General features: G+C 44.5%; 9 protein-coding genes. 2 read left to right on the top strand and 7 right to left on the bottom strand.

Going from position 1 to position 17,101, the window contains the following annotated elements; translation table 11 throughout:
* Positions 1-27 precede the first annotated feature (27 nt).
* The 6 genes from DS891_RS15040 to DS891_RS15015 form a co-directional block, all read right to left on the bottom strand.
* Complete coding sequence (locus DS891_RS15040) at positions 28-3,180, bottom strand: efflux RND transporter permease subunit (protein ID WP_174170218.1); 3,153 nt, start codon at positions 3,178-3,180, stop codon at positions 28-30.
* Positions 3,181-3,195: 15 nt separating this feature from the next.
* Complete coding sequence (locus DS891_RS15035) at positions 3,196-4,362, bottom strand: efflux RND transporter periplasmic adaptor subunit (protein WP_010606916.1); 1,167 nt, start codon at positions 4,360-4,362, stop codon at positions 3,196-3,198.
* A 243-nt stretch (positions 4,363-4,605) separates the two neighbouring features.
* A complete protein-coding gene (locus DS891_RS15030; protein ID WP_254605891.1) occupies positions 4,606-6,924 on the bottom strand; it encodes an ABC transporter permease in 2,319 nt (772 codons plus the stop codon).
* A 59-nt stretch (positions 6,925-6,983) separates the two neighbouring features.
* A complete protein-coding gene (locus DS891_RS15025; protein ID WP_174170216.1) occupies positions 6,984-9,368 on the bottom strand; it encodes an ABC transporter permease in 2,385 nt (794 codons plus the stop codon).
* A 10-nt stretch (positions 9,369-9,378) separates the two neighbouring features.
* A complete protein-coding gene (locus DS891_RS15020) occupies positions 9,379-10,083 on the bottom strand; it encodes an ABC transporter ATP-binding protein (RefSeq protein ID WP_010606919.1) in 705 nt (234 codons plus the stop codon).
* Between the two features lie 10 nt (positions 10,084-10,093).
* A complete protein-coding gene (locus DS891_RS15015) occupies positions 10,094-11,335 on the bottom strand; it encodes an efflux RND transporter periplasmic adaptor subunit (RefSeq protein WP_174170215.1) in 1,242 nt (413 codons plus the stop codon).
* A 263-nt stretch (positions 11,336-11,598) separates the two neighbouring features.
* On the opposite strand from DS891_RS15015, the gene DS891_RS15010 reads away from it, so the two are divergent.
* The gene (locus tag DS891_RS15010) at positions 11,599-14,103 is read left to right on the top strand and encodes a zinc-dependent metalloprotease (RefSeq protein ID WP_174170214.1); all 2,505 of its coding nucleotides are present in this window, start codon (positions 11,599-11,601) and stop codon (positions 14,101-14,103) included.
* Positions 14,104-14,191: 88 nt separating this feature from the next.
* On the opposite strand, the gene DS891_RS15005 is transcribed toward DS891_RS15010, so the two are convergent.
* Entirely contained in the window at positions 14,192-14,806 is a 615-nt protein-coding gene (locus DS891_RS15005) for a PQ-loop repeat-containing protein (RefSeq protein WP_102057758.1), read from the bottom strand.
* A gap of 463 nt (positions 14,807-15,269) precedes the next feature.
* Between DS891_RS15005 and DS891_RS15000 the strand changes: the two genes are divergently transcribed.
* Entirely contained in the window at positions 15,270-17,072 is a 1,803-nt protein-coding gene (locus DS891_RS15000; protein ID WP_174170213.1) for a PKD domain-containing protein, read from the top strand.
* Positions 17,073-17,101 lie beyond the last annotated feature (29 nt).

Below are 17,101 nucleotides of genomic sequence, written 5' to 3'. Positions count from 1 at the left end.
TATATTATTGAGTGGAAACGAGAGTTTCTAAGCTTCTGCTTTCTCTAGTTGGTTATCGTCAGATTTAGGCTTGCGTCTGATCTTCGCTTTTAAGCGTGAACCCGCACCCTGCACATCCGTTAAGATGATATATAAGGCCGGCACTAACACCAGCGTGATAAGCGTTGCGAATAGCACTGCAAAACCAAGAGATACCGCCATCGGAATAACAAACCTTGCTTGTAGACTCGTTTCAAAGATGATTGGCATGACACCGGCAAACGTCGTGATAGAGGTTAGCGTGATTGCCCTAAAGCGCGCACAACCCGCTTCAATAACCGCCTCTTTAAGCTTAACGCCCTCGGCACGTGCTTGGTTGATATAGTCCGTCATTACCAAGGAGTCGTTGATCACAACCCCTGCAGCGGCTACTAGTCCAAACATAGACATAGTACTCATATCTAAGCCAAACACTAAGTGACCCCATAGCGCGCCCACTAAGCTAAACGGAATTACCGACATCACGATAAGCGGTTGTGCGTAACTCTTCAGCGGTACAGCCAATAGGATATAAACCATCAACATACCAGCGGCAAAGAATAAGATCTGCTCACTGGTTTGCGCTTGACGCTCTTCCACACTACCACCTAGCTTAGTTTTGACGCCTGGGAACTGTTTTAGTAGCTCTGGTAAGATATTTTCTTCGATATTCTTAACCACGGCATCTGGCTCAATCAGCTCTTCATCGATGCTACCGTATACATATACCGTTCTAAAGCCATCTTCACGACGAATATAATTGATACCCGGCTTCTCGGTAAACTCTACGACATCGCCTAGCATCACTTCTTTACCTTTTGGCGTTGTGATGATAGTACGCTTAAGTGAAGCCAAAGCTTTACGATCTAGTTCAGGATAACGCACCATCACTTTGATCTCTTCGCCATCACGAATAACACGCTGTGCTTCGCCACCGTAGAAGCTATTGCCAACCTGAATCGCAACATCAGCAAGTTGCAAGCCAAGCTCATAAGCCACTGGCTTAAGCGCGATCTGCATTTCTTTACTCGCAGGGTCAATACTTGAGCTGATATCAAATAGTCCAGGTTGCTGCTGCAACATTGAAATAAGCTGCCTACCCGCCGCGTTGAGGGTCTCGATGTCAGAACCTAGCAAGCGATAGCCAAATTCGCCCTCACCACCACTTTGATCCCCAACACTGTCATACACGATGATTGATTTCACTGCGGTGATCTCTGGCATTGCCTCGCGCCAACGGCGTGCAAGTTCAAAAGCCGTAAATGGTCTTAACTCTTCGTCAACTAACGTCGATAACACTGAGCCCTTAGCGCGGCTTTGGTTCCAAGAATATACATCCTTAACCATACCTTGACCGAACTCTTGGGCAATCTCTTTATCGACATTGCGCACCATTAACTCAATAGACTGCATTGCCGCAATGGTTTGCTCGTCCGAGACATTGTCGTTCATGGTAATTTCGATCTTTGGATAATCCTCTGGCACTTTCGGGAATGGAATAAAACGCACTAAATTCGAAGTCACTAAGCTAAAGCTAAATACCAGCATCGCCACAAAAGTTAATAATACGGTCCAGCGCCAATCAACACAGCGCTGAATAAAGCGTCTGTATGGTCCGTTTACAAATGCGAAGAACTTCTTGTTAAATGCAGCACGACGACTGTTTGGACGCAGTGGTTTAATCTTAGTATGAGCAATGTGCGCTGGCAAAATCCATTTGGATTCAATCAAACTGAATACCAAGCACAGAATAATAACGCCCGAGATTGACTTAAAGAACGCACTTTCAGGACCAGATGAGAACAACATAGGTGCAAACACAGCAATGGTTGTTAATACGCCGAAGGTTGCTGGTGTTGCAACACGCTTAGCACCAATCACCACATTCTTAACGCTGTGGCCTTTGCGTTCAATTTCGGAGTAGGCGGACTCCCCTATGACAATGGCGTCATCCACCACGATCCCAAGTACCATAATAAAGGCAAATAGCGATACGATATTAATACTGATCCCAAGAGCTGGCATAAATAGGAATGCACCAAGGAAACACACCGGCAAGCCAATCATTACCCAGAGCGCTAATTTGAAGCGTAGGAAAATAGTCAGCATAATTGCGACGAGTAACGCACCCTGTAACATATTGCTCTTCATCATCTCGAGTCGAGCGTTCAGGTAGTACGTCATATCAACGATTGGTTCTAATCTTAAGCCTGCGGGTAACTTAGCATTTTTCTCTTCGATATATTTATGTACCGCTTTCGCGATTGGGATCATATTTTGGTCTTTGGTCGCTTTAACCGACAGAAATACCGCATTTTCACCATTCAAACGGAAGTAATATTCACCTTCAGTTAGCCCGTCTTTAATTTCTGCGATGTCTTGAAGATAAATTTTGGCGCCGTTATCACCGACCTTAACAGGGATGTTTCTAAACTCATTACCGCGGTACATTTGGTTTTCAACACGCACTGCAATGATGCCTGATTCAGTTCTGATTTGACCTGCTGAAATGTTGGTTGAATAACGTCTAATTGCGCTACTTACATCACTAATCGTTAGGTTGTAACGGCGCAGAGCATCTGGATCAACTTCAATACCAATCTCATAGTTTGGGGTTGAACGGTCAACCAATGAAATCGTTGGAATTTCGAGTAATTCATCTTCGATCTCTTTGGCGATTGGCTTGAGTGCATTCAACGGTAGATTACCAGCCAGTGCGACGTTCACCACGTCTTGACGAAATTCTATAAGCTGAACCTGCACAGGCTCCATGGATGCTGGGAAAGTCGCGATACTATTCACACGCGAGCGAATTTTATCTTCTACTTCCGTTAAGTCTTCATCTTTATAGATTTCAAGTTGCGCACTACCGCTGCCTCTAGCGGCACGGTAAACCCCTTTTTTGATTTCTGTAACGTCTTTTAATGCTTCTTCAATTTTGATCAAAATCCCCTCTTCAATTTCTTGAGGAGACGCGCCAGGATACACAGCTGACACCGTCACATAATTGATTTCAAAGTTTGGAAACATTTGTCTTTGGATAGTCATATAACTGATAAAACCCATTATCAGTATGAAGACCATCAACAAGTTCGCCGCTACCGTATTATTCGCAAAATAAGCGATAATACCGCGCTGCGATGTTTTTTCTATATCACTCATGGTCGCTCCTTGCTGTTACAGCTTTTCCGGCTGACTACTAGGCTTTGATGAGGAGTCCGTGCCAGCAACTTTAACTTCCATGCCTTTTTGTGGATATTCAGGTGGTGTCATGACCACTTTATCGCGACTTGTGATGCCATCGCCGATTAAGAAGAACTCACCCTCTTCACGAATAACTTGCACTTTACGTGGCTCAAGCTGGTTATCTTGATTAAGTAACCAAACCGACTGATTATTCACGATATCTTGTGGTAGACGATAGATTTGTTTTAACGTTTTACCCGCAAAGCTAACTTGTACATACGTGCCGTATTTTATCGCTGGCTGGCGCGTTGTGAGACCATACGGGTCATTGATACGTACCACCAGGTTGTTCATACGCGTTTGTTGGTCAACAGTACCTAAATCTCTATCAATCTCAGCTTCACGAGTGAAGGCATTCACACCACGCTGATAAACCGTAGCGGCAAGCCCTGACACTCGCTCAGGTAAGAACACAGAATCAAAACCCGCGATAGGAATAATCACTTCCGCCGTTTCGATGTTATTGACAGTACCAACTGAACTACCCATAGAAACGAACTGGCCAAGACCAACGTCTTTTTTCACCACTAGTGCGTTATAAGGCGCGATAACTTCGCAGTTTTCTAGGTCTCGCTTTGCACGCTGCAGTGCAGCTTTTGCCGATTTTACAGAGGCTTTGGCACTCATGACCTGCGGTTTACGTAAAAATAGGTCGGTATGCTTTTTATTTGGAAATCTTCTCGCTTCATCAGCAGCTACATCAGCTTGTGCTTGCTCTTCGATAAGCTGCGCCTGAGCTCTGGCAAGTTCTGCTTCTGCTTGTAGTAACGCGGCTTCGTAGTTATCTTGCTCAATACGCAGTAACACTTCGCCTTTTTGTACCACACCGCCTTCAACAAAGTTAGGGTGCCAGTATTCAACTTCGCCCGATACTTGAATAGAAAGTTGTGTACTTTCTAGCGGTTTTACTTCGCCATAGCTTTGGATCACAACTTGGTGATCTTGCGCAGCGAGTGTTTCAACTTCAACAACAGGACGAGAATCGACTTCTTGCTTCTCAGGTTCACTCTTAGCAACGGCATTGACGAACATAAATCCGACAACACCCACTATAAGCACGGTAAAGGGTAGAATCCATTTTAAAGTTTTAGCTTGCATGACAGTACCTATTGATAATTTCCTGACCGTATAGTACCAAGTTTAGCGCGTTCTCGGATGTGACATTTGTAAGAATCTGTTACACCTTTAGAACAACTTTTTATAACTATCGAAAAACAGCAAAAATTATAAAGTTATTTCAAACAATTAAGTACCAAAACCATTGATTTGAAAAGACCTTTTTAAGTACGATTTTTGTGATTTATATAACAGTTTTTTCGGCTTTTTGTCACATTTTTCACCCTAGATCTGCTTAGTGACATGATGAAGCTCAAGCACTAGAACTATACTGCCTACCAATACGATAGCGAACAACAGATAGATCCCAAGCAGTGGACTCAAAATACCAAACGTACTCGCCACGACTAAAGACAAGAAAACTGCAATAACAACTGCGACTAACACGAGAGAAGCCCGACTCCAACACTGCTCAATAAGAACATCACGTACCTTAGCACCGACTAAACGCTTGATATAGAAGACTGGCGTACTCAATATGGCGAGGTAGCCGAGCAAACCATACATACCTGCCACTACCTGTATTAACATCATCAGTGCGATCACCAGCCCAGCTAAAAAGCTCAGCATGGCTGTTTTATTGAGTTGCTGCATCCGCGATTTGATATCGACGAGCTTTAAAATAGATTGGCTTGGGTTTTGTTGTTTGTACAAGGCGGTAACCGTATGCAAGTCTAATTTCTCTCCTGCTTTGGCTCGCACCAGAATATTTCCACTAATAAAATTAAAAGGTAGATAAGCTAAGGCTTGTGCTTGAGACGTATGGCTAAAGGTATTTTCGACAATACCCACAAGGGTAATGGGGCGCTGATTTCTGTCGTAGATGGTCATGCCGATATCTGCTGCTGTTACGCCAAGGCGCTGTGCTAAAAGCTGATTGAGCACCACTTTTTTCCCTGAACTATTGATAGCTAGGTCATCCTCAGAGAATCCGCCACCAGCAATAAACCTTAGGCCTGAGGTGATAAAGTAATTTGGCCCGCTGAGCTGTAAATAAGCGACGACTGAGTCGCTGCCATCATCAACTAAGCTTAGCGGCTCCAGAAATACAAATTCGTGGGGTAATACGCCAGCCAGAGCAGCACTCTCGACGCTTGGGTGCTGTCTAAGCGCCGACAAGTTTATCATCGCTTGATTATATCTTGCTTGAATAGCATCTGAGCTGCGGTCGTAGTTACTTTGCTGTAACTCAACAAAATAAAGGTTATTTGAGTTAAAACCACTTGAGGTATTTAGCTGCCCGCCAAAGTAGCTCAATAGCCAAAACGCAAAGCTCATTGTGACTATGCCCACACCGATTTGCAATCCGAGTAAGGCTTGACTCATTGACTTAGGCAATTGTTTGACCTGCCCCTTCCCTGAGCCACTTAGTTGACTACGAATATCCTTAAATGACACCTGAGACATTGCCAGTTTTACAAACACCAGTGCACAGAGTTGAGCAAAAGCACCTACCAATAAAAAGCTCCACCAAGGTAGTTTGAGCCAAACTGCATGGGCTAGGGTCTCCTTCGACCAAAACTGCATTAGCCAAACGCCAGCATTCGCTATCCCTATCGCAAGCGATGACGCAAACAAAAAAATCAAGGCAATATAACGCCACTGTTCGAGTTGTAGATTGCCGCGCTTAGCACCGAGTACAATCGCCAGTGCCAGCTGGTTTTGTTTGGCTTTAAAGTCTAGCAAGTAAAGCGAAAATGCATTCACTAAGGTGATGACAAGCAGCCCAACGCCTGCAAATGCTAACCATTGCGTCGTTGTTCTTAGCTGCCCTTTTAATTTATCAGCAAGTGGTGACAACGAAAATCTGAGCGTCGCACGACCAGATATCCCTTGTTCTAATTGAGCTTGCTCAAATGCAGTTTGAAACTGCGCCTGCAAAAGCGTTAATTGCAGCTGCGCATTTTCGTGTTTTATGCGACCCACAAGAAATAAGTCGCTTCTTACCGCCAAGTGGTCCATACCCGTAATACGGTCACCCATCATAAGTGTGAATGGCAAAAATACCTCACTCATCCGGTTAGATTGATATAACTGCGGTTCAGACTCATCGCACGCGACCACTCCCACCACGATATAACGACGATCATCTAGCTGAATGCTCTGCTCTATAATATTTTCATCAGGAAAATATTGCTGCACAAAGCACTCTGTCACAACGACTTCGTTAGGTGCTGTACCAAGCTCATTACTTTGGGAAAACCACCTCCCTTCTTTTAAAGCAATATTAAAGAGCGAAAAGAAATCATCACCGACGTAAGTTGTCTCAATCCTTGGCTCAACCACTGAACCACGTAGTAAGCTGTGGCTATACAATACTGCGGAGGCTTTATCAAACAATTGCTTGTCTTGAGCAAGCTGCCACGCAACGGGCGTAGAGATAGCATTTTCCATGATCGTCTTGTCATGTTCATCTAACATATTCCCTTGCAGCCAAACGAGTTTATCGCTTTGCGGATAAGGTAGCGACTGATAAGCTTGCCATGATAAGCCAATACTCATCATCATAGCGGCGAAAGCGCCGCTCAATAACACGACTAACATCAGACTTAGCCTAAGCCTATACCTCAATCGCCTCAATAGCTTATGCCATAATGTCATGCTTATCCCTTCACTAATTCAGATGGGTTGATTAATGCGTTGAGTGGCCTGCGCAGTATTTGCTGTAGTGAAAAGTACAAACACGAACTCGACACCAACACTATCCCCACAGCCGCAATCGAAAACTCTGCCACATTAAATGTTTGCTGAAAGTATGGCGACAATAATAAACACCCTGTTAGGGAGATCATTAACGCTATACTTATGTGCTTAAAGTGGGTAGTAAGATCCTCTCGAGTGAGATCGCTATGCTTAGCACCCAGCACCATTTTCGTGCCGTAATAAGAAAGCTTAAGTGATTGGCTATAACGAAAGACACCAAATAGGCCAATAATCACGAGCAACAACGCCAACGCGAAGATAAACAGTGCTCCATAGGTAACCAAGGTATCAGTCAACAGGTATTGCTCACGCTGCGCAGTAAGTGATTTAAAACTAAAGATTTTCAATGCTGGATGAACTTGCATCAGCAGCGCTGCAAAATGGGATTTAGTGACAGGCTGCTGAGTCTTAATTAACACCGTATTACTTCCTTGTACTGCCCGATACACATGGGGCAGTGCAGGTTCGCCTGGCACGGCTAAATCAGCAACGACACCAATAATTTCAAATGCCGCATCTTCGTCGGTAATGTTAAAGCTCAGACGCTTGCCTAGCGCTTTTTCCTCTCCACCTAGCTGCTCAGCAAAGGTTTTATTGATAATTAACTGCTGCTCACCGCGGCGCACCGCTTCACTATCGAAAAACTGACCTTGTAGTAACGGCAAAGAAAAAAACTCAAGATAACCACTATCCACAACTCGGCCAACCGGATGCACGCGTTCGAGCGTCTCGACTTCTTGCAATGACCAAGTGCCAACGCCTTGTCCGATGGGTGAACGGCTTCGACTCACCGCGATTACTTCTGCGGTATTCGCAAGGACTTCACTGGCTTGACGCATTACCTCTGTGTATTCATCTCTTGGCATGGTATCAGGGGCATAAAACGTCACTTCGTATTTATTCTTGAGATCTACCGTATAAGCATTTTTTAGATGAGATATGGCAGCAACGCCGACATTGAAGCAGAAGAAGAGCAAGATAATAGAAATACTTAACTGACTCACCGCCATGAACCGTTGCACTCGCGCACTCACAACAACGGCATTCCCCTTACCGCTTTGTTTTAGCATGTGCGTTAAGTGACGAAAGCGTATTGCAGACATTCCTGCGAACAACAATAACCAGCTCGTCAATAAAGCGACCAATCCCAGTGCAAGTATACTTTGCCAGGTTAACGCTATCAGCTGCGCTTGCGGCAACAGTCCCACGAGTTCTTGCTGTAGCCACTGGCAGATAACATAAGATGCGCCAATTGCAACCACGAGTGATACTGAGCAAAGTGCTAGCAACGGTAACCACTGCATCAGCGCAATATCTCTTATTTTTGCTCCCACCACCGCTTGAATTGCCAGCGTGCGCTGGATCTGACTGAGTCTTGCAAGGTATAAGTTACTGATATTTAATAGCGCAATACCAAGTAAACCAAGCGATACCACAAACATTCCAAATAACAATAAGGGAGACTTACCGAGCATAATTGATTTCAACGACACCGCGCGAATGCCAATATACCACTTCGCAAAATACTCACTGTCGCTCACTGTGTTGCGCCAAAGTGTGTTCATTTCGTTCGATAGCGAGAGGCTGACTTGTTCATGCTCCACCCCTGTAGCCAACTTACCCACCATCAAGTTAAGCGCATATCGGTTCCACCAGTAAGGTTTAGCTTCCTCTGAAGTTAGGTTGTATTGCCAAGGTAGCCAGACCGCAGTGTTGTGTGTCAGCTTTTTTAAGTTAGGTTCATAAAACTGCTCTGCAGCCACCCCGACAATCGTAAACTCTCGCCCATCCAGTCGCAGCGTTTTATTTAAAATATCAGGATCACCATTGAAGTGACTTTGCCAAGCTTGATAGCTCAGCACAGCGACAGGGCTGCTCTCATCTACAGATTCAGTAATAACCCGCCCCATCGCAAGCGGCATATCAAAAATACTAAACCACTCTGGCGAGACATAAGCTGATTCAACTTGTGGCGCATCGGCATCCGAAGTAAGCAATTGCTCAGCATAATGCACCATCGCCAGCTGCTCCATTGCGGCAGGTTTATACTCGTATAAATGCATCAATGATGGGTAATTAAAGGCTTCGCTGCTCTCGTTACCATTTTCATCAAACATCGGGTATTCAAGCTTCACAATACGTTCTGAATCCGGGTATGGTAGAGGTGAGAAATACAGGCTATGTAACATCCCCATTGCGACCAGCATCACAACGAATACACAGCTCAGCGTAGTCACCACACTAACATGATAAATATTTGCACGGCCTAAGTTGAACACTTGCATGGTGCCCTCTCTATGCTCGTTGACTAACAGGTTGAGCAGAAGCGACGGTGCCTAACAGCTCACCATCGAACAATTTCACCTGCCTTGGAGCCATATCGGCATAACGTGGATCGTGCGTCACCATACAAACTGTAGTGCCTTGCTGATGCAATTCAGCGATTAATTGCATCACCTGATCGCCACTTTTCGAATCTAAGTTACCCGTCGGTTCGTCCACCAGTAGAATGCTTGGTTCGGTCACCAAAGCACGAGCAATCGCGACACGCTGCTGCTGCCCGCCTGATAACTGATTTGGCTTATGTTGAACGCGATGCGACAGCCCAACCTTTTGTAAACAAGACTCGACTCGGAGCTTTACTTCAGCCTTACTCAACTTCTCAGGACGATACTTTAGGGGTAAAGCGACGTTATCGAATACCGAAATTTCATCAATGAGATTAAAAGCCTGAAAGACAAACCCAATATGCTCATTGCGAAGCTCAGCGGCCTGATCAAGCGTCAGAGTTGTCACATCATGAGCACCAATCGTATAGCTACCACTTGTTGCTTGGTCAATTAAACCGATGATGGATAGCAAAGTAGATTTACCGCATCCTGATGGGCCAGAGATCGAAATAAAATCGCCTTTTGCAATTTCCAGTGAAATATTTCTCAGTGCGTGTGTTTGTAGTTCTTCGGTTTCGAACACTTTATTGATATTTTTAAGCACTATCATTTTGATATTCCTACTTTAATAAGATTGTCTCATCTAGACTGGCAAGATAGGCTAGATCAGAAATGATTAATCGTTTCCCGGCTTCAACGCCAGAATCTATAACAATATATTTCCCCGTTGAAGCACCAAAGGTGATTTCTAGCGGCTTTGCGGTGTCATCACTAGTCAGTGCAAATAAGGTCTGCGTTTGATTGTCTTTGGCATTGGCAGGGCGCTGAACATAGGTGGCATTGGCAAGATGCTTAATGGCGATGCTGGCAGAGATACTCAGCTGCGCTCGCGCCTGCTTCGGTAAGGTATTTGGTAAACTCACCTCTACTTCCACGCTATTGTTTGTCACCACGGGGTCAACTCGGAGCACTTTGCCTTTTACTTTGTTGGCCTGCATGTTCACCATCACGTCTTGCCCAGTTTCAACCCAGCGCACTTGGGATTGTGGCACAGACAATACCGCCATCAACGACTGGTTAGAGCCAATCAATGCTAATTCGTCACCAACATTGACTCGTTGCCCAAGCGCCAGAGGCATGCGCTCAATGATCCCTGAAGTGCTGGCTTTAATCTCCAGTTGTTGTTGTTTTTCTAGTAAGTTATTGAGTTCTTGTTCACGAATATTGATTTCCTCGTTAGCAAGAATAAGCGCCGAGCCATGTAGTGCTTGCAACTGTTTAGCTTGCTGTTCTAGCATGCTAATTTCATGCTGCAAGGTACTCAAACTGGTTTCAGTTTGGGCAAAGTTCAGCGCGGAAATAATGCCTTGTAGTGCAAGGTTTTGCTCCGCGCGGTGGCGCAATACTAAGGTTTTAAGCGCGCCTTGTTTTTGCATCAGCTGTGTTTGTTCGTTTAACAGCTCCCTTTGTTGAGTGAGTAGCAGCTGCTCTTTTATTGCCCGCGACTGGCGCAGAGCTTGTTTGGCTTGTTGAACCTGTAACGCCAGATCTGGGCTCACAAGCTCGGCGATCGCTTCACCTTTGTGCACAATTGCGCCCGCTTTATGGTGGATAGTTTTAACGATAGCCGAACTTTGCGCGTTTAATAAAAACTGCTCAGCACTACGTAATTCCCCAAAGCTATCTACCGACAAGGTAAGCGGACCTTGTTTCACCTCCGCTACCAGTATTTCAGCGCGTATCACACTAGAATGAGACGCCCACTGTTGCCACAGTAAATAAACAATTATCACCACCATTAAACAGACAGCAACGATGTAATGTTTGGTTTTTTTTGGTTTTGCCGGTTTGACTAGATCCATGTTCCCTCCTCACTGACTGTCGACTGTTAGCGAGAACCATGCCAAATAAAAATAAACAAATATTTCAATAAGTTAAATTAATTCCAGATATCAAAACCGGCTGATATTTCGAAATCGAACACAGCTTTTCGGAATTGGAAAAACATCTAAACTTTGTTTGCCAATATGTCGTTTATCTTTTGTTACATTCATTTTACCTTGAGTTTCTGACAGGCTCTGATGTTTTGGGTACACTCAGATTTTTACAATTTCGAGTCAACATTATGAAGAAAACGGCATTAAGCATTGCCCTCGCGCTCACCTTCGCAAGCGCCCCAAGCTTTGCAAAAAAAGACAAAAAAGAAGAAGAAAAAACAATCGCTTCACTAGTCGAAAATAAAACCAGTATTGATGGCCTGTTTCCGCTTTATCAGGATAAAGAAAGCGGAGAATACCTAATGCAACTCAATGAGACGCAACTTGATACTCCATTCTTATACTTCGCGCATACTGTTGATGGCGTTACCGATGTCGGCCATTTTCGAGGTAACTACCGAGAAACGAAACTGATTGAGTTTAGAAAACACTTTAACCGCATTGATATTATCAGCAAAACGCCGCGTTTTATCTTTGATGAAAACTCAGCTATTGCGAACGCGAGCGATGCCAACATCAGTGAAGCCGTACTCGCCAGTATCGAAATTGAAAAAGCTGAAGACGGTAAAATTTTATTCAAAGCAAATAAGCTATTTTTAAGTGAGTCACTACATAAAGTATCTCCTTGGAAACGTGCAGATGACAAGAACGCAAGCAAGCGCTTTGCCCTTGGCAAATTAGACGAGAAGAAATCTCGAATCGTTAAGCACCGTCCATATAGCAACAACTTAGATATCGTTGTTGATTATATCTTTAGTAACCCAGACCCAAAAGTTGCAGGTTCAAATGCAGTGACAGACTCACGTTTTGTCTCGCTAAAAGTACAACATAGTTTTGTCGCACTGCCAGACAATGACTACCAACCTCGCTACGATGATGCACGTGTCGGTTACTTCACCAATCAGTTTGACGTGCAAACATCACCAGATTGGGCGCCGTATAAAGACGTTATTAAGCGTTGGAACTTAGTGAAGAAAGATCCAAGCGCGGCGCTTTCTGAACCTGTTGAACCTATCGTGTGGTGGATTGAAAACACCACACCAGTCGAATGGCGTGACACGGTTCGTGATGGTGTACTAGGATGGAATAGTGCGTTTGAGAAAATAGGCTTTAAGAATGCCATGGTTGTAAAAGTACAACCTGACGATGCCACTTGGGATGCGGGTGATATCAACTACAATGTACTGCGCTGGACTTCTTCACCTCGCCCACCGTTTGGCGGCTATGGTCCAGCAACTGCCAACCCGCTTACTGGCCAAATTCTTGGTTCCGACATCATGCTAGAGTATGTATTTATGCGTAACCGCTGGATGTATGACTCACTCTACTCTCAAGGTCAAATGAGCCATGATGCTGAAGCATCAAGCGATACACTACACTGTTCGCTTGGACATGAAATGCAGGGCCAATTGATGACGGCAAGCCTTGCAACAGGTGCTGACATCGAACGCAAAGAAATGCTACGACAGGGCTTAGTACAGTTGGTTCTTCATGAAGTAGGACACACCTTAGGCCTAAACCACAACATGAAGTCTTCTATTTTGTGGGGTCCTAAAGAAGTACACGACAAGTCAAAAACACAAGGTATCGTAACCGGCTCTGTGATGGACTACGCGCCAGCTAACATTGCCCCTCTAGGCGTTGACCAAGGTGATATCTTCCAAACCAAACCAGGTCCGTACGATGATTGGGCGATAGAATTTGGTTACAGCACAGCACTTAACGATGACACCCAAGAGCAACAGCGCCTTGAAAAGATCTTATCTCGTTCTGGCGAACATGGCTTAGCTTTTGGCAACGATGCCGACGATATGCGTGCGCCGGGGCGTCATATTGATCCTCGCGTGATGATTGGCGACTTATCATCCGATCCGGTGACATACGGGGTTGACCGCATGACTCTGGTCAACCATTTATTCACCGAACTAAAAGACAAAGCGCGTGTTGAAGGTCAGTCTAACCAACAGTTATTAACCTCTGCGAATATGCTGTTTGGTCAATACCGTGCTCAAGCAACTGTGATTTCACGCCAAATTGGCGGTGTATACGTTGAGCGCAGTGTAGTAGGCACAGAAGGTGAAACAAAACCATTTACACCAGTACCACTTGCGCGCCAAAAAGCGGCTATGACCGCGCTTAAGAAAATGGTTTTCGCACCGACCGTGCTTGAAAATATGCAGCCTCTTTACAACTACATGCAAGCGCAGCGCCGTGGCTTTAACCATTATGGTAAGAACGAAGATCCTAAAGTCCATAAGATGGTACTTGGCATGCAAAAGTCGGTACTAGACCAAGTACTACACGCGAATGTATTACAACGTATCAGCGACTCTACGTACTATGGTAACGAATACAGCCTAAACGAGGTGATGAACGACCTGACTGCCGCTATTTTCGTTGCTGATAAGAATGCAACTACCTTAAGCCAGAACCTACAAATTGAGTACGTTTCTCGCTTAATTAATGTTGCAGGATTGAGCAAAGCGAGCAAATACGACAATTTGGCAAAAGCCGCTGCACTATTCCAACTGCAGAGTATTTTGGATAAGAGCACAGCTTGGGGTGCCGATCAGGCAACTAAGGCACATAAAGCGTATATTGATCGTATGATCACAAAAGCGTTAGAAGCGTAATTCGAAAATTTTTGTATTACGCGAGTGAAATGAGCGAAAACGTTAAGGGCTAGCAATTTGCTAGCCCTTGTTTTGTCTGTTTATATCACTAAGCTAAAGCGGGTTTAGAGCGATAGTACTGAATACAGCCTAATTGTGCGGCATTAGTCAGTAAAATCATCACAAACATCAACACGTGAGCTACGCTAACATGACCTAAGCTCAGTTCAGCAGCCAAGCCAATTCCTCCGGCTAAAAACTGCAGTGAGAAATACCTAGCGCTTAAGTTAGACACATCACCGCTTTTAATTGTTTTATAGGTCTGCGGCATAACGCGAATTGAGCTCATCACTAGCCCTAAGTAAGTTAACGCATTTAGCAACGCTGCAGCTTCAATGTCCTTTGCCAATAAAAGCCCAAATGGCAACGTCGACAAAGCAAGCAAGAGTGCTAATTGATTACACTGTTTCGAGCTTGCGTTGTAGCGAATAAAATAATATAAAATAAGTGCACTTAAAGAACCTGTAACAACAAAAGGCAACACCATAAAAAAACGTTCAAAGAAAACGTTGTAGGCAATAAAGTAAGAGCTTTGTGCAACACCAAAACTCATCATTAACAGTGAGACACCTGATACACTGCGATTTTTACGGATCTTCCTAATCAAAGGAACAAAGCTTAAAACCAAAACGAAAGAAGAAACGATCGGTAAATATTCGCTCAATGCCAACTCCAAATGTCTAAATTGTTGCTAAGTTAAAGTGCTGTAAAACCTTTAAAAACACTTTGTAAAATTATGATTTTTAAGGTTTTTATTTTTGAAGGCGCGCATTTTAAGAACTAAACATAAAAATACAACATAACCTATAGAATCTATTTCCCACCCCTTGGCAAGGCTCAAATACAACCGTATAAAAATAAGTACACTTTAGAAGGCTTAGAAGTGCGGCGGCATGAAAACATCTAACTATCAGCCGGCATGGAATTAATAAAGTAAAACTTATGTTAAAATAATATATATAAAACTTTACAAAACGAATTATTGTTTCTATTTTGGTGTGTGGATGTTCAAAAAACATACCACCAACTGGTCGTGCTCTACAGTGCACCCAAGGCTTGGTTCGGTATTGAACGACGCCCAACTTTTTATCTCAAGTTGGATAACCACACACTCAAAAGGAATAACAATGAAACGACACATTCTTGTCACAGCATTAGGTTTAGCATCAGGTATCGCGATGGCACAAGCGCCACTAACGGAAGCTCAGATGATGGAATATACCAGCAAAGCTAGCAAAGCAATGATTGGTAAAAAGTACGATCTAAACCTTCCACTTATTACTCAAAACAGTGCTACAAGCACTTCAACGTCTACACAAACTATTGTGCAAACAGTTTCACACCCAGATGCAAGCTACATCAAACTACACTTTAAAAACCTCACCCTTGCAAACGGTGGTAAACTCGTTGTTCGCTCGGAGGATAGTGGCGAGCGCTATGAATACACCCAAGCAAACCTCCGCGCAGCAACGGTTGATCCAAGCCTCGGCGATGACGGCGTTAAACAGTTTTCTGCTATGTCAGTCTCTGCTGATAAAGTCATCATTGAATATACTCCAGGCCAAGGTAATGCAGGCAAAACACCCGAAGTCGATTTTTACTATCATGGTACTGAAGGGCAAGCAACTGTTGAGGGCTTGACCGATGTGACGCCCATGTCAACTTGTGGCGCAATGGAACGCAAAGACGTGCAGTGCTGGGCGCAATCGCACCCGGTGGAATTCGAGCGTTCGCGTCCAGTCGCCAGACTGCTCATGAACGGCAGTGGTTTATGTACGGGTTGGCGTGTTGGTGCAGATAACCGTATGTTTACCAATAATCACTGTGTGGGATCAGCATCAGAGCTGGCGAATACTGAGGTATGGTTTAACTATCAAAGTACGAGCTGTAACGGCAGCCAGCGCGAAACTGTGGTTAAGGTCACAGGTAAAGACTTCCTTAAAACAGATTACACACTAGATTATACGCTGTTTACCATCAATGATTTCGCTAAGGCCCAGCCGTTTGGTTATTTTGGCTTAGACGTGCGTAATCCATCGCAAGGCGAACGTATTTACATTCCTCAACATGGTTCAGGTAATCCTAAAGAGCTGTCGATTGAGTCTGATCAAGACACCAATGGACTGTGCTCTGTTAACCAAGCAACGGCGAATGGTCGAGGTACCGGTACAGATATAGGCTATTACTGCGACACTATTGGCGGCTCGTCAGGTTCGCCTGTACTTGCAGCCTCAACCAATAATGTTGTTGCGCTACACCACTTAGGTGGCTGTACCAATAAAGGCGCTAAAATCAGCTTAATTTGGCCTCAGGTTTCTAGTCACTTTGGTGGCCAAATTCCTGTTGGCGATAACGGCACTACCGATCCATTGCCCGTTGCATTATTTACTTACAGCTGTAATGACCTAAGCTGCAGCTTCGATGGTTCAGGCTCTAGTTCACCAAATGGTTCTATTACACAGCACAGCTGGCAGTTTGGTGATGGCGCATCCGCTTCAGGCGCGCAAACGTCATATAGCTTCACAAACTCTGGCAGCTATACCGTAGAACTCACCGTGACAGATAGTAATGGTGACACTGCGTCAACAACACAACAAGTCACCGTGACGCTGCCAGGTGAAGAGCAAAAGCTTATCAAGGGAGTAGCCAAAACAGGGCTTGCTGGTGCTAGCGGCAGTGAAACCTTCTTCTATTACGATGCCCCTGCAGGCACGAATACAGTTACATTCAATACAAGTGGTGGCACTGGTGATGCTGATATGTACGTACTTAAAGGTGCAGAACCAACAACCAGCAATTGGACTTGTCGCCCTTACCGTTATGGTAACAGCGAATCTTGTACCCTAAATGAAGGTGCAGGTCGTTATTGGGTGATGATCCGCGGGTATAATGCTTACTCCGGCTTGCAGATTATAGCGAACCATAATTAATCTCAGCACTTTATAACACATCAAACAAT

The organism is Pseudoalteromonas sp. JC28, assembly GCF_013319255.1.
Classification (GTDB): domain Bacteria; phylum Pseudomonadota; class Gammaproteobacteria; order Enterobacterales; family Alteromonadaceae; genus Pseudoalteromonas.
This window is presented reverse-complemented; position numbering and strand designations above follow the sequence as displayed.